Origin of the sequence: Flavobacterium aerium (genome assembly GCF_030766725.1) — a bacterium.
Taxonomy (GTDB): Bacteria; Bacteroidota; Bacteroidia; order Flavobacteriales; family Flavobacteriaceae; genus Flavobacterium; species Flavobacterium aerium.
Map to the genome: position 1 here is coordinate 26,034 of NZ_JARQWR010000003.1, position 23,882 is coordinate 49,915.

The following is a 23,882-nucleotide window of genomic DNA, read 5'->3' on the forward strand; positions in this document are numbered from 1 at the left end:
ATTGTTTTCAAATTAAATGCCCCGTTAATTATGGAAAGAATAATGCTGTTATTTTGCTTTTTTGGATGTACTACTCTTTTGGCTCAAGGTCAATTTACAGGTATTAATACTTCGCAAAAAGGAGGACATTTTAGTACGGATGCTAATCCTGCTGAACTGCTTAATAGCAGTACAAAATATAGCTTTACCATTTTTGGACTTAGTGCCAATGCTTCCAACAATAAAGTAGGATTACTTGATGTATTCAATAAAAAAGATCTTGAAGATATTCTTTTAGAAGATAATAAGGGTATCATAAATCTCCGATTTGATACTGAAATCATTGGACCTGGTTTTGCTGTTAAATTAAAAAAGTGGGCTTTTAGTGTGGGTACTAAAACCTATGCCAAAGGAAATGCAATCCGCATTAATACGACATTAGGAAATGTTATACATGATAAAGTAAATGGAGTTGAAACGCATAGTATTGAAAACCTAAACAATCAACGAATTAATGCTACGGCTTGGAGCGAAATAGGATTTACAATTGCCCGAACAATATCTGAAGACAAAGAGCATAAATTCAATATTGGAACTACACTCAAACTATTATTCCCCGGAACCTATGGCAATATCGCAGCGCAAAATTTTCGAGGTACGTTAGTTTATTCTCCAAATTCAATTAGTTTGACCAATACAACAGCTCAACTAGATATTGCTTATTCTGAAAAGCTAGCCAATGGTATTCCACAAGCTGGAGAATACATTCCTTTGGCCTATGGAAAGTTAAATGGATTTGCGATTGATTTTGGAATCAACTATATGTGGAAAGATGATGATGAGAATGATTATTTAGCCAATACAGGAATTGCGGTACGAAATCTTGGGAGCATGACCTTTAGCTCTCATAAAAATTCATTTACTAGTTATCGTTTGAATGTTCCTAACGGATCATTTTTACAAATTGATAATTTTGATAATGACATTAGTACAATTGAACAACAATTAATCAATAGTGGCTACCTTCAAATTATGGAAACAAATCCGGACATTAAAGTGAAAACGCCAGCTGTATTGGCTGCCTATTTAAGCCTGAAAATAATTCCAAAATGGTATGTTACCTTATATGCTCAAGGAAAACTTGGAAATGATAGTAAGAATAATCAGATTACAACTCAAAATACTTTTTCTGTTACCCCGCATTTTACCACTGGTAATTTAGAAATTTATTCTCCTTGGGCTACAAATGAAATTTCAGGTTTTACGGGTGGCATTGGAATCCGATTGGGAGGCTTTTTCATCGGATCAGAATCTATTATCACAGGAGTAGTATCTAATACGAAACAAGGAGATATTCATATTGGTTATCAATTCAATTTTGATTCCTTTTCCAATTCTGATGATTGTCATTGTTCTTATAAACAATAAAGAACTAAAATCACCCCATTTTATCTTCACAAAAAAACTTCTTTTATAGGATTAAAGTCTTTATCTTTAGTATTTCTTATAAAAAGAATTGTATTATTCTAGGTTAAAGTCCTTGAAGTTCAACGAAAAGGCTTCAAAAAAACGATAAAATACCAGAAAAAACGATGAATGTATAATTGTTAAAATATTTATAGAATTAAGTCCAAAAATCTAAGAGACAATTCCTATTATTGCAAAAATTTTAAATTCATGATGAATACTACTAAACAACGTATAGAAGAGATCAGAGATAATGGTTTTTCATTGGATCTTGGCGATATGATTACTCAAAGTTTTGAAAACTTTCAAAAGATTGCATTACATGCTGGTTTAGGTTTACTATTACTTTCAATAATTCTAGTGGTATTGGTAATGGGTTCTATTGGAGCTTCTTTTGGTTTCGAAAATTTTGCCGAGCAAATGACCGATTTTCAAGTTACAGATATCTCTAGTGTTTATATTATTATTTATTTCTTAGGAATAACAATATTGACTTCTTTGATTAATCCTTTTGTTGCTGGAATTTTCAGACTGGCTAATCAAGCGGATAATGGTGAAAAAACTGATTTCTCAATGATCTTTCATTATTATAAAAGTAAATATCTAAAAGATTTAATATTCGCTTCTTTTTTGATTACTTCTTTTAATTTCATGGTATCTTTTCTATTTGAAACATTTGGTTTAGATTTCGTTGGAACAATAATTAGCTATTTTGTTCAATTGTTAACTATTTTATTTATTCCATTAATCATTTTTGGAAATCTGAATGCTACTGAAGCAATCAAAGGAAGTTTTATTGTGGTTCAGAAACAGTTTTGGATTATTTTATTGCTTATGGTTCTAGCAGGTGTTGGAGCAATGGTAGGGCTTATTGCAATTTGTATCGGTATGTTTTTCACTTTACCGTTTGTGTATTCAATGCAGTATGTTATTTACAAAAACAGTATTGGAAATGTTACTCTCCAAGATGAATTAGATGAAATTGGTCAATCTTACGATGAATACTAACGAGATATAATCTTATATAAAAGGCAAATACAAATTTATTTTAAACTAGTATTTGCCTTTTTACATTTCTAATAATTAACATTTACGGTCTAATTACCGTTATTTTTTCTAAATTTGATATACTAAAAATATAAAATATGAAGTGGCAAGGTCGTAGACAAAGTACAAATATGGAAGATGATCGCAGAATCTCTTCTGGTGGTAAAGTTGCACTTGGCGGTGGAGCAATAGGAATCATTATATTAGTAATTAACCTTTTCATGGGTGGTGATTCTTCGCAATTGTTACAACAGGTACAACAACAAATGGAACAGCAATCTACACAAACTGGAGCTCCTGATCGAGAACTTACTCCAGAAGAGGTTGAAATGGGTCAATTTGTAGCTACCGTTTTAGGAGATACTGAAGATGTCTGGACCAAAATTTTTGCAGAAAATGGAATGAAATATAAAGCGCCGAAACTAAAATTATTTACAGGTTCTGTACAAACAGCTTGTGGTGGTGCTAGTTCTGCATCAGGCCCTTTTTATTGTCCAGCCGATCAAAAGGTATATATGGACATGGGCTTTTTTGAAGAGCTAAAAACTAAGTTTGGTGCTGAAGGTGGTGATTTTGCTATTGCTTATGTAATTGCACACGAAATAGGACATCATGTTCAAAATCTATTGGGTACATCTGGTAAAGTACACCAATTACAACAAAGTAAAAGTGAAACGGAAGGGAATAAACTTTCTGTAGCTTTAGAATTACAAGCCGATTTTTATGCTGGTATTTGGGCTCATTATGACAACCAAATGCATGATGTAATTGAAGAAGGCGATATTGAAGAAGCACTAAGCGCTGCAAATGCTGTGGGAGATGATGCCATTCAGAAAAAAATGCAGGGACAAGTTGTTCCCGATTCTTTTACACATGGAACTTCTGCGCAAAGGATGCGTTGGTTTAAACTTGGTTTTGAAACTGGCGATATGAAAAAGGGCGATACATTTGCTGCTTTAAATTAAAAAACAACCCATCAATGTCAATAAATAAAAAAGGATTCTTATAACTAAGAATCCTTTTTTATTTTAATATTGTTGATATTATTCTTCTGTGCCAAAAGTAGAGGTTTCTTTAGTATCTCTCATAAAGGCATATACCAATAACGAAATAAAGATACAACCTGTTACATACCAATAGAAATAGGTTTCGTGTCCAATATCTTTAAACCATAGGGCTATATATTCTGCTGTACCACCAAATACTGCTACAGTAATAGAATACGGGAATCCAACTCCTAATGCACGAATCTCGGTTGGGAATAATTCTGCTTTTACAACTGCATTAATAGAAGTATATCCACTTACAATAACTAAGGCAATCATAATAAAACCAAAGGCTTCCCATTTACCTGTTGCATTACTTAAAGCAGTTAATAATGGAACTGTTGCTAAGGTACCCAAGATTCCAAAAGCTAATAACAATGGTTTTCTACCAATCTTGTCGGATAATGACCCAAAAATAGGTTGTAAACAGGCAAAAATTAATAATGAAATAAAAGTTATTAAAGTTGATTCGTCTTTCGTTAAGTTCACTGTATTTACTAAAAATTTTTGCATATAAGTACTGTACGTATAAAAAGCAATGGTACCCCCTAATGTTAATCCGACAACTATGGCAAGTGATTTAGGATGTTTCATTAATTCACGAAGTGTACCGTTTTTCTTTTTAACAACGACTTCATCGTCTTGTTTTTTGAAAGCTGTAGTTTCATCCATATGGCTTCTTAAATACAACGCTACTAATGATAATGCCGCTCCAATAAAGAAAGGTACTCTCCAACCCCACTCATGCATTTGATCTTCGGTAAGAAATAATTTCTGCATTAATAACTGAATTCCTATTGCAATCAATTGTCCTCCAATCAAGGTTACATATTGAAAACTAGAATAGAAGCCACGACGTTTTGAGGTAGCCATTTCACTTAAATAAGTAGCAGAAGTTCCATACTCTCCTCCTACACTTAATCCTTGTAATAGTCTTGCAACTAATAATAATATTGGTGCTAATACACCTATTGATTCATAGGAAGGCGTCAAGGCAATTAATAATGACCCTAAAGACATTAAAAGAACAGATAAGGTCATCGAGAACTTACGTCCTACTCGATCGGCAATACTACCGAATAACCATCCTCCAATGGGACGCATTAGAAATCCTACAGCAAAGATTCCTGCTGTATTAAGTAATTGAGCTGTTCTATCGCTGTCTGGAAAGAATACAGGTGCAAAATATAATGAGAAAGCAGAATAGGCATACCAATCATACCATTCAACTAAATTACCAATAGAACCGCTTACAATCGCTTTAAGGCGTCTTGCCGTATCTAATTTATCGGATCCATGGGAATTAACCGTATTAGTGTTTTTATACATAGTGCTAAATTATTATTTAAAATTAATAGTTTTTATAGGAATATTTGTAATGAGGCTAAGAATTCTCCTGCTCTGGAAAACACTGTATTGGTAGAAGCATCGTATAGCGGACGACTACTGTACTGAAGTGATATTTTGGCATGTTGCCCATCCAATAGAAAGTTTGTTCCTAAATCATAATAATGACCCGATTCTGCCAATGCATCTAACTTTTTCAAGGCATATGTTGCAAAGGGTTGAATGCGTACTTTAGTACTGAATTTTGGCAACATAAATCCAGCTTGTGTATACCATATTTCCCCAGTTCCCAAAAGGTATCTTGCATTACCAAAACCTTCTTTGGCAATTGTACCTGTAAATGTTTCATCTCGTGTTCCAGGATTCATTGTTCCAGAAGTACGAAGATAGTTGGGTCCAAAATTGTAGTTATAATATACCGTATACACTGAAACTGACATTTCTTTGGCTTTATTCCCTACTGGAAGTTCAGCAAAGACATCGGCACCAAAAACCGTAATATCGTGGGTTTTAAATACACCCTCTGTTGGCTGAGTCATTGTTCCATCAGAATTTGTGTAGAATCCTAAACCAACATTCAGCATCTTCTTTTCTCCAAGATAGGTACCGGGTAAAAAGGGTGTTTTACGATCTTCTTTTTCAAAAAACTGATAATCAAAGTATCCAGCAAAAGATAGTTTTCCTTTTTTATTATTGTCCAATGCTGCACCTCCTATTGTTGGAATTAAACTGGTTGCAAAGGGTTTGTTTACATTTAAACGATAGCCTAGTTTATCCCAATTCCCGTGGACAAAAAGTCCCATTTGACGCGAAAATTGATCTGATATTTCTATGGTTGGAAAATTAAAAACTGGTAAATCAGCCGTTAATAATCTACTTGAACTGGCATTCGTTAACCTACTGACACCATTCCAACTGTGTAGTCCTCCTCCTAAATATAGACTGAATGAATTTTCTTTTTTAGTATCAAAATCTACTGTGGGAATAATTGCATATTCATTATAAGCATCATGGAAAAATAGTGTAGCTTTCTTTCCTTGGCCTGTAGCACCTGTTCCAGATCCACCGCCCGAAATAAATGATTGGTTGTTAAATCCTAATTGGAAAAACATTAAATATCGCGGAGAGAATTGTGCAGTAGTTGTCAATCGCATTCTTCGGATTCCAGCATCAGCAGTATTTTCGGCAGGTTCACCATTTACCGCTGTACCAGGATTGTTTTCGATGTACCTAAACCATGTTTGATTCCAAAATCCAAATTTCAAATAGGCACTTCCATCTTCATTAAACTTGATCTTTAAATCTCTAACTTTTGTTTTAGGTTTTTCTTCCTTGGGAATTTCCTGAGCATTTAAATGAAAATGGGAAAGCAAGACAATTATTATTATCGAAATTTTATTCCTTCTTTTTTTCATATAATTCATTTTTATGAAATTATTATTAACAGGTCTGTAATTATTTCCTGTATTTTATAATAACAAACAAACGAGTCAAATTTGAAGGAAACTTGAAGTAAAGTTGTTGTATTCTTGAAATTTTACTAAACTGGTGTAAAATACCTGTAATTATGGTATTTATGAAATTGTGTTAAAGGAGATTTCTATGCAGTGTATTCCTTTATCAAAAGTATAATCTATAGAATATTCATAGATTTCTATTATTTTTTTCACAATTGCCAATCCTATACCAATCGAATTTAAAGATTGATTATCTTTTTTAAACCGTCCAAAAAGTTCTTCTGTTGGAACTAATGGAGCATTTCCAGTATTCTCAATAATCAATTTTTCTGTAGTCAACTGTATCGAAATAGTACCATTTATTAAATTATGACGAATGGAATTACTGATTAAATTATTCAATAGAATCTGTGCTAATGCCTCTTCCATTCTCACATATACATTAGGTACAATTTGTGTCGTAATGGTAATTGCTTTCATTTCTATTAGATCAGCAAAAGTATGTATCGTCTCATTCAACTGAATACTGAGATCAATAGAATCTGTAGGTTGTATCTGGTAGTTCTCTAATTTTGTTAATAGCGTTAGGGAATGATTGATACGGGATAGTTTCTCTAATTCATCATGCATCGAAGTTAGCTTCAACATTTGTTGTTCGTCTAATTTTGAATCCATCAATAATTCAATTTTAGCTTTAATTACAGCAATTGGTGTTTGCAATTCGTGCGAAGCATTTTCAGAAAATTCTTTTAATATCAAATAATCCTTCTTGGCATTGTCGGTCATTTTCAATAAGAAACTATTCAATTCCTGAAATTCATAGGTTGATGTTTCTTGAAATGTAATTTTCTTTTTCTGATTGATATGAAACTGTTGTATTGCCTGAAGTGTATTATTAAATGGGGCTAATATATAGCCTGAAATTACTTCACTGGATAGGATTACCAAAGAGAGTAAAAAAACAAATGTCCATGCAAAAACCATAAAAATCCCATTCAGATAAATATCATCGGCTTCCACAATAAAACTATGACTTCTAATCTTGTATTGTTTTCCCTGAACATAGGGAAATGTCGTTAGTTTTACCACTTTCAGCTCTGCCTGAATATCACTACTCCATCCTCTACCGGATTCGATGATTTCATGTTGATTTAGAGAGTCTAATCCTATAAAGGTAATCTCAACATTTCTGCGAGAGGGATCATTTGTAAAATCTTTGTTTTCAGAAATTTGTTTTACTATAACTTCATTTAATTGTCTTAGTTTACCAATATTAGCCTGTGTAACACTTCGTTTTACTGCAGTATAAACGATTGCAAAATTAATCAGCAATACAAACAGTGTGATAATTGAATAGGCAATTGTATATCGGTAATTCAGCCTCATGGGTTAATGATTACTTATTTTATATCCTAATCCATATACGGTACTGATATAATCTTCTCCACCAGCGTCTGTAATTTTTTTACGTACATTTTTTACGTGCTGGTATACAAAATCAAAATTATCCAGATTATCTGTATAATCACCCCACAAATGGGCTGCTATGGCTTGACGGGAAAGTATTCGGTTTTGATTGTTTAAAAAATAAATTAATAAGTTGGTTTCCTTTCGAGTTAAGTTTAGCACTACATAATTTACAGTGCATTCCATAGCCAATAGGTCAATATTAATTTCATTGAATATCAAATGATTGTTCGCGCTTTTATTATTGCGGCGCATCACAGCTTTAATACGGGAATATAATTCGGGTAAAGGGAATGGTTTTGTGATATAATCGTCTGCTCCTTCATCTAATCCCGTGACTTTAAAATCCAACGAATTTTTTGCGGAAATAATAATTACACTACTGGTGATACCTTCTTTTTTAATTAATTTTAATAGGTTGATTCCATTACCATCGGGTAACATTATATCCAGAATAATACAATCATAGGTAAATAAAACCAGTTTTTCACGCGCTTCATCAAATGTACTGGCGGTTTCACATATATTATTTTCATGCACTAGAAAATCAGCCATACTTTTGACTAGTTCTACATTGTCTTCTACTAAAAGTAATTTCATGGGTATGGAGAATCTTTAATTTATATTATGATTCTGTAAGATAATCGGATGTTACCGTTACGGTAGCATAGAAATAATTTAATGCTGCTAAAAAAGCATAGTGCACCTCATTGGCTTTGGTGGTTTGTCCCATTACTTCTAAGTCTCGAGTAGCACAGGCATCTCCAATTACTGTACAGTTAAAATTAAAGTCTTTTGCTGCACGGGTAGTTGCGTCAATACACATATGTGTCATCATTCCGCAAATAACTAAGTCGGTAACATCTATTAAATGTAAATAGGCTAATAATTCTGTAGCTCTAAAGCTATTCGGATAGTTTTTTACAATGACTTTTTCTTCGGGTAGCGGAATAACATTGGAATGAATTTCAACGCCTGAAGTATTGGGTATAAAAAAAGTTGCGGTTGGGCTAATTGCTTTGTGTTGTATATGAATAACTGGATGCTTCTCACTTCTGAATTTTGCTAATACTTTTTTTGCTTTTTCACTGGCTTCATGTGCTCCTACAAGAGTCATGGCTCCTCCTTCAAAATAGTCATTTTGAATATCTACGAGTAGTAATGCTTTTTTCATTTTTGCTTTTTTTATTCCTTAAAGTAATTTATTTACTTTGCACTGTATGTTTCAAATTTATACATTTCTAGAGTATTATTAATCTATAATTTTGAAAAACATGAATTGCTCTTTAAATCTTTAAGTTTAGGGCAAAAAAAAATCCCTAGTCAGAATCCATCCCCCATGGCTCCAACTAGGAATTTTAAATAAAAAACAATTATATAAATCCCTAAATATAATTGCCTCTTTTTGAAAAAACGTGACAACATTATTCTGATGTAAAAATATTCTAATACTATTGTTTTTATAACCAATAAAAGTCCTAAAAATGCTAGTTTAAGACCATTTTATTTACATTGTGATTGCGAATTATAACAATATTATTACTTTATAATAAAGATTTATTCATTTTCAGCACTACTCACAAAAATATCCGCAGGCATAATCTTAAAATGTTCTTTAAATACAATTGTAAAATAGGCTGGTTTATTGTAACCCAGTTCGAATGCAACTTTACTTATTGAAGAAAATTGTCCACTTTTTAGTAGTTCCATGGCTAAAAGTAGTTTCTCATTTTTAAAAAACTCGCCAGGATTCATTCGGTATACTTTCTTATAGACTTTTTTAAATTTCGTGACAGACATGTTTGAATTCTGAGCTAGAATTTCAATTCCTGGAAAAGGTTGTAATAAATTAGAAAGTAAATATTTCTGGCTTTTTACAATACTCGCCATATCATTGTCTGAAAATTGTGTAGTAATTGGTTTATTTAAATTTAACCGTTCTATAAGGCAATTCAACAGGTTTAAAGCCACACTTTTTAGTAAAAATTCATAGGATGGCTCATCGAATTTTCGTTCTCTAATTTGATGTAAAACTATTTTGCTTTTACTATCAAGGTGTCCATAGAAAAACATGGTATTTTTACTACTATCAAATACTTCATTAAATACTTCTTCAAACTCATTATTTTTAAAAAAACCATTTAAAAATTTCTTATTTATGAGGAGTCGTAATGAATATAATCGTTCGCCAACACTTGGAATATAGGAACTTGCCATTCTACAATCCACGATTCCAAATCCTAATTTCGATTGATATCCCATTTTATGTGAAACTTTGTCGATAATATAACTACTGAATTCATCACTCATATCGTAATATACAACCCAATAGTCTTTATCAACTGGTATTTTTATGAATTCTACAGATTCATGTGCAACAGCATCAATGACCATCACAGATAATTTATCTTCAAATACTTCTAAAAAGCACGTAGATCCATTGGCTTTTTCTTCCGGAAAAATTAAGTACTTATTATCGATCAGTGTACAACCGAAACCATCAACAAATTGTTGTTGCCACTCAGGGCTCAATGATAAATGATGTTTAAATTGACTAATCATTTGGTCCAGCACCGTTTAATATAATTGACTTATAAACTCCTTGGGTAATATTTTAAAGTATTCTTTAAATTGATTGGCAAAATAGGAGGCATTTGTATAGTGTAGTTTTTCTGAAATTTCTCCAATAGTATAATTACTTGTTTCTAGAAGTTCCTTAGCCAATTCAATTTTATTATTTAAAAAATATACTTTAGGACTTAATCCTATAATTTTTTTAAACTTCTGTTTGTATTTTGTAGAGGACATACCTGCTTTATCTGCTAATATATCTATTCCTGGGAAAACGGATTCTATTTCTTTCAATAGGTAAGTTTGAGATTCCAGTATTTTTATAATTTCATCATTTCTTACTTTACCTACGATAATTTCTCTATTGCTAAGACTGTCTAAGTAATCTCCTAAAAGCGCATATACTGTACTTTTAAATGTCATCTCAAAATTTAAATTTTCATATTCAACTTTTCTTAAATCGTTAATCAGCATCTCACTTTTATGACTCATCCGATCGAATCTGATAAACGTATTTTTCTTTGGATTAAAAATAGTTTCAATAATTGATTCGTATTTTTTGATCTTTACAAGATGCTCTTTTAATAACGCCTTAGTTATATAGATACAAATCAAGTATTGTTTTGTGTTTTTTGACATAATAAAGTCCGCATCCAGAACACTATCTAAAATTGATATATTTGAGCTTCGCTTCTCTACTTTAGAAAATTCATCATTAAGCCTTATCTTAACATCTTGACTATTGAAATAGTACTGTATTCCTATTAAATCATTATTAAGATTACGTTGTTTGTACCAAATATCTTTATTATAAGTCACATCAATAAGCATAGCCGAAATACCCGAGTTAATTGATGTAACATATTGGCAGCCCGACTGTATTCCCTCTGGTGTTTTAATGAAATTCCCCTCTACATATCCCCCTAAACGTTGAGCTAATGGTTCTACCCAATCTAACTCAATATCATATCTAAAATCAATTGTTAGCATAAAATATCACTTTGATTTATAAAAATTTAATTAATTTATTTACAATTTTAGGAGTTTAGTAAATCATTAATTTGGTTGAATTTGATATTTGTAACTAATCATAAATTCAAAATGCTTTTGATTTAAAATTTTGAAACAGTAACTAAAACCTTGTTAAACAAAAATACTGCCAAACATTAATTTTAGAGGTCAATAGCTCCTTAATTGATTAATTATTATTCATTTAGCTTAAAATTCTAGTACTATAAATTTTAATTTATGAATTTCCAATAATTCATAGATTATATCATTAATTCCTCCACGCTTATTTTCTTCTGTATTCTATACTGAGTTGGACTCATTCCTTTTTGATTTTTAAAGAATTTATTCAAATGACTTTCATCTGTGAATCCTAATTCATTTGCTATTTCAGTAATTCGCTTGTCACTATGATCTAATCGCGTTTCAATCAATTGAATTTTATATTTTGTAATGTAGGATTGCATTGTTTCATTACAATGTTTTTTGAAGTATCGTCCCAAATAGCTTTCTGAGATTCCAAAATGATTACTAATTACTTCAGTCCGTATTTTTTCTGGGGAATAGATATTACTTTGAATGTAATTGAGTATCTCAACAATTTTATCCTCTAGCATATTACTATTCTGTTCTGGCAAATACTTTGCAATATTCCGTGCTACAATAACAATTAGTGTATTGACTAATTGTCTTATCAATTCGTTATTATATAAATCTCTATTTACACGTTCCCGAATGATCGCATCAACCATAGAACGAACTAGACATTTATCTGATTTATTCTTCAAAATACATCCCGGTTGGTGATTTGCATTTTGTAAAATAAATTCCAATTGTTTTATATTATGGGATTGCATTGCTTTTGATTGTAAATAGATATCATTAAAACGCAAAAAGAAAAATTGTGTCGTGGTTTCTATTTCAAACGAATGACAATCTTGTGGCGTAATCAAAAACATGTGTCCAGCGGTATAATCAAAATGATTATTATTTATACATTGCTTACCCGTTCCATCTATAACATAAACCAATTCGAAAAAGCTATGTTGTAATGCTCGCTCAGGAAACTCATCTAGTGTTTCAAATACAACGGAATAAGGTTCATACAGGTGTTCTTTCTTCATGGTACAAATATACCGCATTAACGAAAATATATACCTAATTTAAACTTAAAAAACAGTATAAATTTGCTTTATAATTTAAAACAAAAAAAATGAAAGCTATTGTATTACAAAATTTTGGAGGTACTGAACAACTTCAGATCACTGAAATTGATAAACCTCAAATCAAAGAAAATGAAGTATTAGTCCAGGTAAAGGCATTTAGTATTAATCCTGTGGATGCCAAAACACGAAATGGAAAAGCTATTGCAGGTCTATTAAAAGATATTCCACAAATAATATTAGGCTGGGATCTTTCTGGTGTTATAGTTGAAAAAGGAAAAGATGTACAGGAATTTAATATAAACGATGCTGTCTTTGGAATGGTCAATTTTGCGGGACATGGTCAGGCTTATGCAGAATATGTGGCTGTTCCAGCTTCACAATTAGCTTTAAAGCCAGAGAATATTTCTCATGAAGAAGCTGCAGCAGCAACATTAGCAGCTTTAACGGCTTGGCAAGCCCTTGTAAATACATTAAAGATTCAATCTAATCAAAAATTATTAGTTCACTCAGCATCCGGTGGTGTTGGTCATTTTGCAATACAGATTGCAAGGCATTTTGCACCTATGTGATTGGGACTTCATCTACGGCAAACAAGCAATTTGTGTTGGATATGGGAGCCAATGAACATATCGATTATAAAAATCAACGTTTTGAAGAGGTTACAAGAGACCTTGATTTTGTATTGGATTCTATAGGTGGTGACAATGCTGTTCGTTCTTTAAATGTTATCAAAAAAGGAGGAACTGTGATTAGCCTTCCTTCTGGCTTGAGTAATGACATTACAGAGAAAGCTAAAACTATGGGCGTACATTGTTACTATACTCAAGTAAAATCTAGCGGAGAGGATATGAAATCTATTGCTGACTTGTTATCAAAAGGAATAATTAAGTCTCATGTCTCTAAAGTATTTGCTTTCAATCAAATTGCAGAAGCACATGACGATATCGAATCTGGTCGTACGGTAGGTAAAATTGTAGTGAAAATATAATTAAATGTATTCTTTAATTAAAAAGGCTTAACATAAACTGTTAGGCCTTTTTACTATAATTATTTTTTAATCTCTTTAATGAGAAGTACTCCTTCAATTGTTGCCTCTCCCAACGCATAGAATTTTTCACCCTGATTCTTAAAATTATAACTTTCCAATAGTTGAATCACTGAATCTTCTTTTTTTCCCACACTCCAAATGACATCGTAGGATTTACTTAATTCGATACATTTATCCAATAAAACTTTTTCTGCTTGATGGTTTTTAAAAGCATTTAGTATTTCGAAATCCGCTAAATAGCTTACTTTTTTATTCATTAATAGAGGTGTTGAATCGGTCTTTTTTTTGAGAAAAGCATATCCTATGGGAGTTTCATCAATATAAACCATGATACCTTGATTTGAAAAATCATTTAGCTCACTAATCATAGCATCTCGGTTAAACTTTGTTTGAATATATTCTTCAATTTTTGCAGTGTTCAATACTTCAGCATATTTTTCCTTTATTCTTGTACTTCCTACTTGTTTATATAGATTCATCCCTTCTTCGGATGCAATTATAAATTTTGTTTTAATTGTATTTTCCATTATCGATTGTATTATAATAAATCAAAGTTAGAGGATCTAAAGAACAACTGTCGGTTCAGTTATTGTATTTTCAATCGGTACAGATTTTACTTTTTCTGAATTGTATTGTCTACCCATTCCCCTATTGTTTTTAAAGCCTCTGCTTTTTTATGGGTCAATTGATCGGCAAAAATGATTCGGAAATACCTTTCATATTGTGGCGAAAATGAAAAAATTGTACCTGGAGTAAATTTGATTTTCATTGCTTCACAGTACTCATAAAATTGTTTCATATCCATTCCCTCTGCAGCTTTTATCCAGATACTGTATCCTCCTTTGGGTATTGTATAGCCTATTTTATTAGGAAAATATTCTGAGAGTACTACTCGAATTTGATAAGCTTGCTCTGCTAATTGCATTCTAAACTTTCGAAGGTGTCTATCATAACTTTTTGTTCGTAACATCTTGCATATTACTTCTTGGTATATTGGAGAAACGGTACTGCCTAAGGCAAATTTTATTTGTTCTGCTTTTTCAAAATATTTTCCTGGCGATAACCAGCCTAATCTAATCCCTCCTGCTATTGTTTTTGAATAGGATGAAAAGATCAACACTAAGCCGTTTTTATCCCATGATTGAATGGTACGAGGTCGATTTCCTGAAAAAGAAAGATCTCCATATATATCATTTTCTATGATGGCAATCTCTTTGGATTCAGCAATAGCCAATAATTTTATTTTTTGTATATCAGATAGTATTGTGCCTGTTGGATTATGAAAATTAGGCGTCAATACTACAGCTTTAATTGCTGTTGTATCACATATCGTTTCTAATAAATCTACATCAAATCCAGATTCATGATGTACAGGTATTTCTATAACTCTTAGCTTTAAAGTTCGAATAACTTCTAGTACCGAAAAGATACAAGGGCTTTCTATCGCAATAATATCATTTGGTTCACACACTGATGCCAATGCAATATATAATGCTTGCAAAGCGCCGTCAGTAATGATAATTTGTTCTGCATTAATTGATGCTCCATGTAGTTTATTTCTTCTCGCAATTTCTTCCCTTAGCGGCAATAGTCCATTTGAAGGATAATAGCGTAATAATTGAGCTCCTTTCTCACGAATAATTTGTTGCATCATCCGTAGAATCAACTTTTGAGGAATCAATAAATCTCCAGGAGCTGCTACATTAAATTCTGTTAAGCTCTTTCTTCCTTGTGTAGTGATTGCAGAAAGATTGTGTTGGAATTTTGTTTCTTGAATATTAAATGGTTCTATCTGATTAGGATTATTATCCATTGCCCATTGTTTCGAGCTTACATAATAGCCTGACTTAGGAATGCTTTCAACTAAGCCGCTTATAATTAAATGCTCGTATACATTTTGTATGGTACTCACACTGGTTTTATACTTTTCTTTCAAAATCCTTATCGAAGGAAGTTTATCTCCTTTTTTGTAAATACCCTTATTGATATGGCCTTCCAATATGTTGGCAATTTCTTCGTATTTGTATTTCATTTCTTCCAAATCTGTATCAGTCAAATTTACAGATTATCAAACTGTATTCAAACCAAAAATTGTAACGTTCTAATTTTTTTTATAAAATTATTAAAACAAAAAAGTTATATTTAAAGTGTCTGTATCAAAGAATACTTTCCACTCCCCATTGGAATAAAGGATTGCAGTAAATCAAAAACAAATTTTAACTGTACCAACATTATGCACAATTATCTTTTACTTTCTTTAGGGTTAATCGTATTAGTTTCAATGTTAGTTATACTTGGAGAGCGTTTACGTATTTCATATCCTATTTTTCTTGTTTTAGCGGGATTAGTGATCAGTTATATTCCGGGTATTCCTTCTATAACCATAGATCCAGAAGTCATTTTTCTTATTTTCTTACCGCCTTTATTATTTGAAGCAGCATTTAATACAGAATGGAAAAGTTTTTGGAAGTGGAAACGTATCATTGGAACATTTGCCTTTGGATTAGTCATTCTTACTTCAGGTATTGTGGCTTTAGTATCTACTGCAATGATTCCCGGCTTTACCTTATCCTTAGGGTTTTTATTAGGAGGAATCGTTTCTCCGCCGGATGCTGTGGCAGCTACATCGATTCTAAAACGGATTAAGATTCCTAAAACGATGGTTAGTGTTCTAGAAGGAGAAAGTTTAGTAAATGATGCTTCTAGTCTTATTGTATTCCAATTTGCATTGGTAGCGGTTCTAAAAGGTACTTTTGTATTACAGGATGCTATCGGGAAATTCTTCATTGTTACCTTCTTAGGAATTGCAGTAGGATTAGGAATTGCTTATATTTTTTATCTGATTTTAAAGTGGCTCCCAACTCAACCTCAAATTGATAGTGCCTTATCCTTGGTTGTTCCCTATCTCATGTATATTGCTGCCGAAGAAGTCCATGCATCTGGCGTAATGGCTGTAGTGAGTGGTGGATTATTTCTTTCTCATCGTGGACATGAAATTTTTTCTTATGGAGGACGTATACAGGCTCATGGACTTTGGTCTACCTTAGGTTTTGTATTAAATGGTGTCATTTTTATTTTGATTGGATTAGAACTTCCTGTCATTGTAAATGGATTAGGAAATTATTCTAAAACGGAAGCTTTAACCTATGGGCTTATAATCACATTTGTTATCATCGTAGTTCGAATTGCCGGTACAATGGGATCATCCTTATTTACCATGTTTATTAGCCGATTTATTCGAACAAATAATCCCCGTCCTGGATGGAAAGGACCACTAATTGTAGGTTGGGCAGGTATGCGTGGTGTAGTTTCTCTTGCATCTGCATTATCAATTCCGCTGTTATTGGACACTGGCGAACTATTTCCTCAACGGAATCTTATTCTATTCATCACCTTCGTTGTAATCATTACTACATTAATCCTACATGGATTAACACTTCCAATCTTAATTCGATGGGTTAATGTCAACGATACTGAACACCCAAATGAAGCAGAACGTGAGGTGCAAATTCATTTGCATTTATTGAACACTGTCCAGAAAACGTTTGAATCTTTGATTTCAGAAAATAATCTCATTGAAAATAAACTTATTTTCAATCTACAAGGTCAAATTGCCAATGATATCTATCGTGGGGAACAACAATTACAAGCATTGAGCAATGAAAATCAGGAAAAGGAAAAACTAGACGAATACAATGTAATACTTATCGCTCTAATCGATGCACAGCGTAGAGAATTAAGTATTTTGCGCCGTGAAAAGAAATTTGATGAATTGGTAATTCGTAAACAAGAAACGGCTATCGATCTTTATGAAGAGAAAATAAAAGGAAGAGAATAAAAAAAGACCTTAATGAATTCATTAAGGTCTTTTTTTTTATAATGGTGATGTATAACGGTATCCCGTCTTTATTCTTTTAAAGGTATTTCCTTCTTGTTTTAAATATTCTGTTGAATTTCCTTCAACTCCAGACCAATCGGTTATTATCTCAAGATTTCCTTTATTTTTAAAAACTGCAATTACAGTATAATATTCCAACCCAAACTCTCCTCCATCATCTACACCCCAAGTACTCATTTCATCATATTGAGCAGGGAAATCTTTATAGACGATTGTTGTAGGTGTAACTAGGACCAATGAGACTAATGCTGAATCTTTTTTGATTTCAAATTCAACCAAATATATTTTACCGACCTGATCTATATCGATTAATGCTCTTTGTTTTTTGATTTTTCGTTCTTTACTTGCACTAATCTTTGATGCCATTTCTTGTGGTAATAACTCATTCTTTTTCATGGAATGAAATGGTAATACTGTATGGCTAGCAACAAAGTCTTTGGATAATAAAATAGTCGTTTGATCACTATTAACATTCCCATTCTCTATTGCAAAAAGATATCCTCCGCTAGCTCCAAAATTATAGTAGTTCTGACGATTATTATCTTCGCTTGTTGCCTTTTTTTGTTTTATAAAATGGATTGGAATTAATTTCCCTTCTTTAGAAATTGTATGGGTATAATCTGATGCTGTTATAATGGTATCATTATTTATATTCAATATTTCTTTACCTGCTTCATTACTGAATCCCCATAGTATACCGTCTCCATTAGCTGCATTATTTATAACCGATTCTGTTTTTGTGGTCTTAGATGTAATTGTATCCAAGACTTCTTTTTCATTTTCAGTATTTTTATCTTTCGAAAAACACCCAACACATATAATAGAAATGGCTAAACCAATAAGTTGTTTCATAGTACAATTTTTATATTATTTAGGAAGCTAAAATAATAAAAGCCCTCATAAAATTATCAATTTGTTTTTGTGTTATTTCATCTATAATCTTTTCTTCTAAGGCAAGTATCTTCCTCTTCATTATTATTATTTTATTTTTATTACTCCTGTTCGGTATAAATCCAACGCTTCTTTTAGGATCAATTTAATAGTTTGAACGGGCAAGTCATCATGAGGATTAAAAAGCATAATTTTCATTCGGGAACGCTTCTCAATAATTAAATCAGGATGTTCTAATCGAACACCTTCCACAATCCCAATATACGGTTGACTGTGTTTCTTATGGATCCATAAATAACAAAACATCTTGCCTTTATAGCAAAAAAATGGCATTCCGTATTTCAATTCTTCAGTTATCGCATCATCCTGTGCGAGAATCATAGTTCTTAGGGCAAGTAGGACGCCTTTATTGGGTTCCTTCAATGCTAAATAAAAATCATCTAATTTCCTCATATTTTTCCTCTATAAAAAGATACGCCACTGACTGGTTATTCTGGCTTAGCGTAAAAATCCTGGATTGAATTGGTATAAATACAGTGATCAATTTTTGCCGATCCATAACTAAACATTAAAGTTGGATTTTTTGCTCCTAATGGTACTAACATCAGACTTCTTTTACCATTTACTTTTTTCACTTCAATTCCTTGTTTGTCTCTTTGATCAAAAGCACAATCGAAATAATATAAATACGGATAGGTAAAAGTAATGCAGTCTTTTTTTGATATTTTTCCTAAACTTCGTAATTCTAATGCTGAATAATGATTGCGTATTGCCTCTTGAAATTCAACTGCATTCAATGGAATTCCTTTTAAAGTTGGCATGATATTCAATTGTCCATCAACATATACCCACTTCTTTAAATCATTTAAATAAACCTCAGTAACCACATGTCCACCAGATTCCTGAGAAGTTTCAATATCTTTTCTCTTAATGTATAATACTCTAGATTTAAATCCTGCAATTCTTAACTGAGAAGCTAAAACTATGGCGTATGAAAAACAAGGAAAACGCCCACCTTCTTTCACTTCATTTAGGATGGTAATTGCATCCGATTTCGAAGGTGATTTTGTGCCATCATGCTTCCATTGATTGTGTGTCCAATCTAATATTGCTATTACTTTATCTATATTTTTTTGTTTTTTATCGTAGGCTATCGGGTATAGCTTTTTCAAAGAATCTAAATATTGATTCTGCGTATCATAAATGATTTTATAATCCGGATTACTTTTTTTAGTATCAAATTTTAACTCATCTAAAACGATTGCTTTACGATTAATTGTTGTTTTTGCATATTGATCTTTCAACAATACGTAGAAGCTTTTACTTTCTTTATCTTTTAAAGTAAATTTGATACTGTCGACATCCGTTTTGAAAACAAAATCAATTTGTTCTTTTGAATCAAATACAGGGACAGAAAGAACATCATTCGCTTCACTTGGAGAAATTCGCCATCTGTTGATAAACCATTGATCATTTATTTTATATTGTGCTCGGTCACCCTCAGATTTTAATACTGTTAAACCTTCATGAGAATCTTGACCATAGGTCAATGCACTTGTAAAACTGCTAAGAACTGTCAATAGCAACAGTAGCTGAATTCTATTTTTAATCATAATAGGATTGTATTGAATAATTTATGAGTTTAATGCATCGGTATAATTAATCAAATATAATTTAATTAAATAATGCAATAGATATATAAACAACAGTTTATTATGATATAATCGGATAATTTAACATTCCTGAATCTTGAAATTTTAAAGTAAAGACAATAGCTTTTTGGCCTGATTCAAATTAACGATATCTTCTTTTGGAATTTCTATAAAATGCTCCAATTGCCATAGTTGCGTTTGTTGAGCTTGTTTACTATTCGTAGTATCCCAAGGAGGATATACTCTAATCGCGCGTTTCCCTTCTTTATTAAGGTTTGAAATTATATTTTTTTCAATCAATACAGATTTTGGAAATATAAACTGTCCAAAATGTCCGCCATTTTGTACACTGATAATAAATAGATCAATGGAATCTGTACTTTCAAAAGGTTGTATTGGCCCTTTTTCAAATCGTTTCCATAATGTTACAAACTGACCAGTTTTTGTAGGGGTAATTTTAGCTTCTCGATACACAACTTCTAATTCATTTAGTTTAAAAGTATGTGCTTTATATTCTTTACTTTCTGCTTCAATTTCTAATTCCGTTAATTTAAAGTCTGAAGGGGAATATACTAGATTGTTTGCTATTTGAAGATTATTTGGGATTGTATTTAAAGGTATCAATAGTTCTAAAGTTTCAATAGTTAGACAAAAAGTAAAGATAGGCATTTGCAAAAAAAAATCCTCTTATTATTCTTAAAGAACTACTATAAAAAAAGGCCGTTTCTTAGAAACGGCCGTATATAAATTTTAAACTTGAGCTACTTTTTTTGCTTGTCCAGTTTCTTTTAATAATAAACTAATTAGAATGGCTATTGCTATCCCACAAATCCAAAATAATCCAGCCTGTTGAAAATGCAGTGTTGTATCTTTTGCTGTTTTTAATGTTTCACCAAATAAATGGCTGAATATTGGACTAAGTAGTGTTGTTACACCAAAAGTAATAAAGTTGATGGCTCCGGTTGCGCTTCCTTTTACATTATCGGGATTTGCTTCTTTAATAATAGAATATGGAATCATTGCTGCTCCTGAGGCAACACCCAGAAAGAACATACTAAATTTTGGAGATAGTAAATCGGGTAAAAAGATTAACTGTGCTAAACTCAAAATCATCAATACAGCACCTGCAATTAATACGGGTTTACGTTTGCCTATTTTATCGGTAATATATCCTAGAATAGGACAGCCAAAAACCCATCCAAAGGCTACCATTGCACTGGCTATTGTTGCAGAATGAAAATCAAAGGCTCTGTCTTTTTGAAAAAATGCTACCGACCATGTCATGGCAAAAATTGTGGTTGGAGCAAACAATAAACCTGAAATTAAACCACAAAACCACGATTGTGGATTGCTAAAAACAATTTTATATGGAATTAATAACCCTTGTTTTTTATCCGGTTGTTCCACTTTCTTTTCGGTTCTATTTTTGGGTGTAATCCATAACAGTCCAATTGCTACTATAATTGTAACGATACCAGCACCCAACCAAAAGGTAGAAATATTCATTCCTTTTTCAATCCATGGTCCCACTATAAATTGTCCCGCAGATCCGCCCAACATTCCAAAGCATTGGGTAAATCCAATGGCTGTTGCTAGGGATTTCGCAGAGAAACCTTTACTAGCAAGATATACACAGCCTGGAAAAGCAAAAGCACATCCTGCTCCTTGCAATAATCGGCCTGCTGTACCTACAAATTGACTGGAAGCTATGAATAATAAACAGCCTATACCCAAAATTAAAGCGCCTACGAATAGAGAGTATTTTGCTCCAAAGCGGTCTAAGGCGATACCTGCAATTAAACTACACGTTGAATAGGTGTAATAATAGGTTCCAACCATTGAAATTAATTCGATTTCGTTTACACCAAAATTCCCTGATAATTGTGGAATCATTACGGCTGGTGCAGATCGAATTACATAATCTAAGAAATAGAACAGTAATCCAAATACCCATGCGATAACATAGTATTTAGTATATGATTTATTCGCTGTACTATCCATTCAATTGTTGTTTAAATGCTGAAATTTTATTTGTATCGGCATACATTATAGTCCTTCTTTTAAATGTTTATAATTGGATTTTATGGTATCAAATACTTCTTCCATCTTACCACCTAGCATAAGCTTGGTCATCGATTTTGCCATGCCTACCATTTGCTCCCATTCTACTTTTGGTGGCATTGCCAACGCATTTGGGTTGGTAAAGATATTCAATAATACAGGCCCATCGTGTAATAAGGCCATACCAATTGCATCCATAACTTCTTCTGGTTTATGTACATTTACTCCTTTGAAACCCATAGCTTCTGCAATTAAACTAAAATCAGGATTTACCATATCGGTTTCATTATCGGGTAAACCATTGACTTCCATTTCCAACTTCACCATTCCTAATGCCCGATTATTGAATACGATTATTTTTATAGGGAGATTGTATTGCTTGATTGTTGCTAAATCACCTAATAACATGGAAATACCACCATCACCACACATTGCAATAACTTGTCTTTCTGGATGTGACAATGCAGCTCCTATAGCCATAGGCATAGCATTTGCCATGGAACCATGATTGAAAGAACCCAACATTTTTCTGTGTCCAGTTCCTTTGATAAATCGGGCACCCCAAACGCAGGTCATTCCTGTATCGACAGTAAATATCGCATCTTTGGTAGCCAATCGATCTAAAATATGCGCAACATACTCGGGTTGAATCTTATCTTCTTCCCCATTATCCTTGATGTAGATTTGCATATTCTCCTTTACTTTTTCGTAGAATTTTAATTGAGAGGATAAAAAACTATCATCTGTTTTTTCATCAATTAATGGTAATAGTGCTTCAATAGTATGAGTAATATCTCCGCAAAGGCCTAAATTCAATTTCGCTCTTCTTCCTAAACGTTCTGGACTGGTATCGATTTGGATGATTTTATTTTTTGTAGGCATGAATTTATCATATGGAAAATCTGTTCCCAAGAGCAATACCAAATCTGAATCATGCATACTATGATAAGCAGAAGGTTGTCCTAATAAACCAGTCATTCCAATTTCGTAAGGATTGTTCGGTTGAATACTCATTTTCCCACGGAAAGAATATCCTACAGGTGCTTTTATATGTTGGGCTAATTGTACCACTTCATCATGGGCATTCTCTGCTCCAATTCCGCAATAGATTGTAATCTTTTTGCTTTCATTTATGGCAGCGGCCAATACATCTAATTCTAAATCGGAGGGTCTGATTACTGGGTTACAATTAAAATACTGATGTGATGTTGTACCTTCAACTGCTTCTAATTGGCTAACATCGCCGGGTAAACCTATAACTGCCACTCCTTTTTTACTTAAAGCATGTTGTATGGCTGTTTGTATAATACGAGGTGCCTGCTCGGCTGTCATAATCATTTGATTATAATAACTACAGTCATCAAAAAGTTTTATGGTGTTGGTCTCTTGAAAATAGTCCATCCCCATTTCATTGGTATTAATGGTAGAGGCTATGGCTAATAAAGGAACATGCGAGCGATGTGCATCATATAATCCGTTAATTAAATGTACGTGTCCAGGTCCACAACTTCCAGCACAAACTGCAAATCCATCTAATTCAGCTTCTGCTGCTGCTGCATACGCTCCAACTTCTTCATGGCGAACGTGTATCCACTTAATCTTTCCGCTTTTTCGTACTGCATCATTAAAATGATTTAGACTGTCACCTGTAACAGCATAAACGCGCTTTACGCCTGCTTCAATCAGCATTTCTACCAATTGTTCCGCTACTATTTTGCTCATAGATTATATTTTTACAATTAATAATCTATTAAATTACGGCTTTATCAAAAAAGCG

General features: G+C 32.5%; 20 protein-coding genes and 1 pseudogene. 5 read left to right on the plus strand and 16 right to left on the minus strand.

What is annotated here, in order from left to right; genetic code table 11:
* Positions 1 to 30 precede the first annotated feature (30 nt).
* The 3 genes from P6733_RS04645 (at position 31) to ypfJ (ending at position 3,458) form a co-directional block, all read left to right on the plus strand.
* Positions 31 to 1,407, plus strand: a complete 1,377-nt coding sequence (locus tag P6733_RS04645) for a DUF5723 family protein (RefSeq protein ID WP_306350443.1) — start codon at positions 31 to 33, stop codon at positions 1,405 to 1,407.
* A gap of 249 nt (positions 1,408 to 1,656) precedes the next feature.
* Positions 1,657 to 2,454, plus strand: a complete 798-nt coding sequence (locus tag P6733_RS04650; RefSeq protein WP_306350444.1) for a DUF2189 domain-containing protein — start codon at positions 1,657 to 1,659, stop codon at positions 2,452 to 2,454.
* A 137-nt stretch (positions 2,455 to 2,591) separates the two neighbouring features.
* On the plus strand, positions 2,592 to 3,458 hold the full coding sequence (gene ypfJ, locus P6733_RS04655) for a KPN_02809 family neutral zinc metallopeptidase (protein WP_306350446.1): 867 nt from the start codon (positions 2,592 to 2,594) through the stop codon (positions 3,456 to 3,458).
* A gap of 78 nt (positions 3,459 to 3,536) precedes the next feature.
* Here ypfJ and P6733_RS04660 read toward each other — a convergent pair whose 3' ends face one another.
* From P6733_RS04660 to P6733_RS04695, 8 genes are all read right to left on the minus strand, one after another.
* Complete coding sequence (locus P6733_RS04660; protein ID WP_306350448.1) at positions 3,537 to 4,868, minus strand: MFS transporter; 1,332 nt, start codon at positions 4,866 to 4,868, stop codon at positions 3,537 to 3,539.
* A gap of 32 nt (positions 4,869 to 4,900) precedes the next feature.
* On the minus strand, positions 4,901 to 6,301 hold the full coding sequence (locus tag P6733_RS04665; protein WP_306350450.1) for a porin: 1,401 nt from the start codon (positions 6,299 to 6,301) through the stop codon (positions 4,901 to 4,903).
* Positions 6,302 to 6,460: 159 nt separating this feature from the next.
* Entirely contained in the window at positions 6,461 to 7,729 is a 1,269-nt protein-coding gene (locus tag P6733_RS04670) for a sensor histidine kinase (protein ID WP_306350452.1), read from the minus strand.
* Between the two features lie 3 nt (positions 7,730 to 7,732).
* On the minus strand, positions 7,733 to 8,410 hold the full coding sequence (locus tag P6733_RS04675) for a response regulator transcription factor (protein ID WP_306350453.1): 678 nt from the start codon (positions 8,408 to 8,410) through the stop codon (positions 7,733 to 7,735).
* A gap of 25 nt (positions 8,411 to 8,435) precedes the next feature.
* Entirely contained in the window at positions 8,436 to 8,984 is a 549-nt protein-coding gene (locus P6733_RS04680) for a cysteine hydrolase family protein (RefSeq protein WP_306350455.1), read from the minus strand.
* Positions 8,985 to 9,367: 383 nt separating this feature from the next.
* Positions 9,368 to 10,372 carry a helix-turn-helix domain-containing protein gene (locus P6733_RS04685; protein WP_306350457.1) on the minus strand — a complete coding sequence of 335 codons (1,005 nt, stop codon included), beginning with the start codon at positions 10,370 to 10,372 and terminating at the stop codon, positions 9,368 to 9,370.
* Between the two features lie 15 nt (positions 10,373 to 10,387).
* Positions 10,388 to 11,371, minus strand: coding sequence for a helix-turn-helix domain-containing protein (locus tag P6733_RS04690; protein ID WP_306350459.1), 984 nt, complete (start codon positions 11,369 to 11,371; stop codon positions 10,388 to 10,390).
* A gap of 281 nt (positions 11,372 to 11,652) precedes the next feature.
* Positions 11,653 to 12,513, minus strand: a complete 861-nt coding sequence (locus tag P6733_RS04695) for an AraC family transcriptional regulator (RefSeq protein ID WP_306350461.1) — start codon at positions 12,511 to 12,513, stop codon at positions 11,653 to 11,655.
* Between the two features lie 89 nt (positions 12,514 to 12,602).
* Here P6733_RS04695 and P6733_RS04700 point away from each other — a divergent pair.
* Positions 12,603 to 13,543, plus strand: a pseudogene (locus P6733_RS04700) (NADP-dependent oxidoreductase).
* Between the two features lie 59 nt (positions 13,544 to 13,602).
* Here P6733_RS04700 and P6733_RS04705 read toward each other — a convergent pair.
* Together P6733_RS04705 and P6733_RS04710 are read right to left on the minus strand one after the other, a co-directional pair.
* Positions 13,603 to 14,130, minus strand: a complete 528-nt coding sequence (locus tag P6733_RS04705) for a hypothetical protein (RefSeq protein ID WP_306350463.1) — start codon at positions 14,128 to 14,130, stop codon at positions 13,603 to 13,605.
* An 86-nt stretch (positions 14,131 to 14,216) separates the two neighbouring features.
* A complete protein-coding gene (locus tag P6733_RS04710) occupies positions 14,217 to 15,635 on the minus strand; it encodes an aminotransferase-like domain-containing protein (RefSeq protein ID WP_306350465.1) in 1,419 nt (472 codons plus the stop codon).
* A gap of 201 nt (positions 15,636 to 15,836) precedes the next feature.
* Here P6733_RS04710 and P6733_RS04715 point away from each other — a divergent pair, with 201 nt between their 5' ends.
* Complete coding sequence (locus P6733_RS04715) at positions 15,837 to 17,441, plus strand: Na+/H+ antiporter (protein ID WP_306350467.1); 1,605 nt, start codon at positions 15,837 to 15,839, stop codon at positions 17,439 to 17,441.
* A gap of 36 nt (positions 17,442 to 17,477) precedes the next feature.
* On the opposite strand, the gene P6733_RS04720 is transcribed toward P6733_RS04715, so the two are convergent.
* The 6 genes from P6733_RS04720 to P6733_RS04745 all read right to left on the minus strand — a co-directional run bounded on the left by P6733_RS04720 (position 17,478) and on the right by P6733_RS04745 (position 23,827).
* Positions 17,478 to 18,353, minus strand: a complete 876-nt coding sequence (locus tag P6733_RS04720; protein ID WP_306350468.1) for a hypothetical protein — start codon at positions 18,351 to 18,353, stop codon at positions 17,478 to 17,480.
* A gap of 126 nt (positions 18,354 to 18,479) precedes the next feature.
* Positions 18,480 to 18,845 carry a DUF1801 domain-containing protein gene (locus P6733_RS04725; RefSeq protein WP_306350470.1) on the minus strand — a complete coding sequence of 122 codons (366 nt, stop codon included), beginning with the start codon at positions 18,843 to 18,845 and terminating at the stop codon, positions 18,480 to 18,482.
* Between the two features lie 35 nt (positions 18,846 to 18,880).
* A complete protein-coding gene (locus tag P6733_RS04730; protein ID WP_306350472.1) occupies positions 18,881 to 20,005 on the minus strand; it encodes a transglutaminase-like domain-containing protein in 1,125 nt (374 codons plus the stop codon).
* Positions 20,006 to 20,149: 144 nt separating this feature from the next.
* Positions 20,150 to 20,668 (minus strand): MepB family protein, encoded by a 519-nt coding sequence (locus tag P6733_RS04735; protein WP_306350474.1) that lies wholly within the window; start codon positions 20,666 to 20,668, stop codon positions 20,150 to 20,152.
* Positions 20,669 to 20,794: 126 nt separating this feature from the next.
* The gene (locus P6733_RS04740; RefSeq protein WP_306350476.1) at positions 20,795 to 22,045 is read right to left on the minus strand and encodes an MFS transporter; all 1,251 of its coding nucleotides are present in this window, start codon (positions 22,043 to 22,045) and stop codon (positions 20,795 to 20,797) included.
* 45 nt (positions 22,046 to 22,090) lie between these two features.
* Positions 22,091 to 23,827, minus strand: coding sequence for a thiamine pyrophosphate-dependent enzyme (locus P6733_RS04745; RefSeq protein ID WP_306350478.1), 1,737 nt, complete (start codon positions 23,825 to 23,827; stop codon positions 22,091 to 22,093).
* Between the last annotated feature and the right edge of the window lie 55 nt (positions 23,828 to 23,882).

Coding starts and splice junctions, on each gene's coding strand:
- P6733_RS04670 (WP_306350452.1), bottom strand. CDS start 7,729: ATGAGGCTGAATTACCGATATACAATTGCCTATTCAATTATCACACTG.
- P6733_RS04665 (WP_306350450.1), bottom strand. CDS start 6,301: ATGAAAAAAAGAAGGAATAAAATTTCGATAATAATAATTGTCTTGCTT.
- P6733_RS04705 (WP_306350463.1), bottom strand. CDS start 14,130: ATGGAAAATACAATTAAAACAAAATTTATAATTGCATCCGAAGAAGGG.
- P6733_RS04660 (WP_306350448.1), bottom strand. CDS start 4,868: ATGTATAAAAACACTAATACGGTTAATTCCCATGGATCCGATAAATTA.
- P6733_RS04740 (WP_306350476.1), bottom strand. CDS start 22,045: ATGGATAGTACAGCGAATAAATCATATACTAAATACTATGTTATCGCA.
- P6733_RS04650 (WP_306350444.1), top strand. CDS start 1,657: ATGATGAATACTACTAAACAACGTATAGAAGAGATCAGAGATAATGGT.
- P6733_RS04685 (WP_306350457.1), bottom strand. CDS start 10,372: ATGATTAGTCAATTTAAACATCATTTATCATTGAGCCCTGAGTGGCAA.
- P6733_RS04745 (WP_306350478.1), bottom strand. CDS start 23,827: ATGAGCAAAATAGTAGCGGAACAATTGGTAGAAATGCTGATTGAAGCA.
- P6733_RS04695 (WP_306350461.1), bottom strand. CDS start 12,513: ATGAAGAAAGAACACCTGTATGAACCTTATTCCGTTGTATTTGAAACA.
- P6733_RS04645 (WP_306350443.1), top strand. CDS start 31: ATGGAAAGAATAATGCTGTTATTTTGCTTTTTTGGATGTACTACTCTT.
- P6733_RS04680 (WP_306350455.1), bottom strand. CDS start 8,984: ATGAAAAAAGCATTACTACTCGTAGATATTCAAAATGACTATTTTGAA.
- ypfJ (WP_306350446.1), top strand. CDS start 2,592: ATGAAGTGGCAAGGTCGTAGACAAAGTACAAATATGGAAGATGATCGC.
- P6733_RS04710 (WP_306350465.1), bottom strand. CDS start 15,635: ATGAAATACAAATACGAAGAAATTGCCAACATATTGGAAGGCCATATC.
- P6733_RS04725 (WP_306350470.1), bottom strand. CDS start 18,845: ATGAGGAAATTAGATGATTTTTATTTAGCATTGAAGGAACCCAATAAA.
- P6733_RS04675 (WP_306350453.1), bottom strand. CDS start 8,410: ATGAAATTACTTTTAGTAGAAGACAATGTAGAACTAGTCAAAAGTATG.
- P6733_RS04730 (WP_306350472.1), bottom strand. CDS start 20,005: ATGATTAAAAATAGAATTCAGCTACTGTTGCTATTGACAGTTCTTAGC.
- P6733_RS04690 (WP_306350459.1), bottom strand. CDS start 11,371: ATGCTAACAATTGATTTTAGATATGATATTGAGTTAGATTGGGTAGAA.
- P6733_RS04720 (WP_306350468.1), bottom strand. CDS start 18,353: ATGAAACAACTTATTGGTTTAGCCATTTCTATTATATGTGTTGGGTGT.
- P6733_RS04715 (WP_306350467.1), top strand. CDS start 15,837: ATGCACAATTATCTTTTACTTTCTTTAGGGTTAATCGTATTAGTTTCA.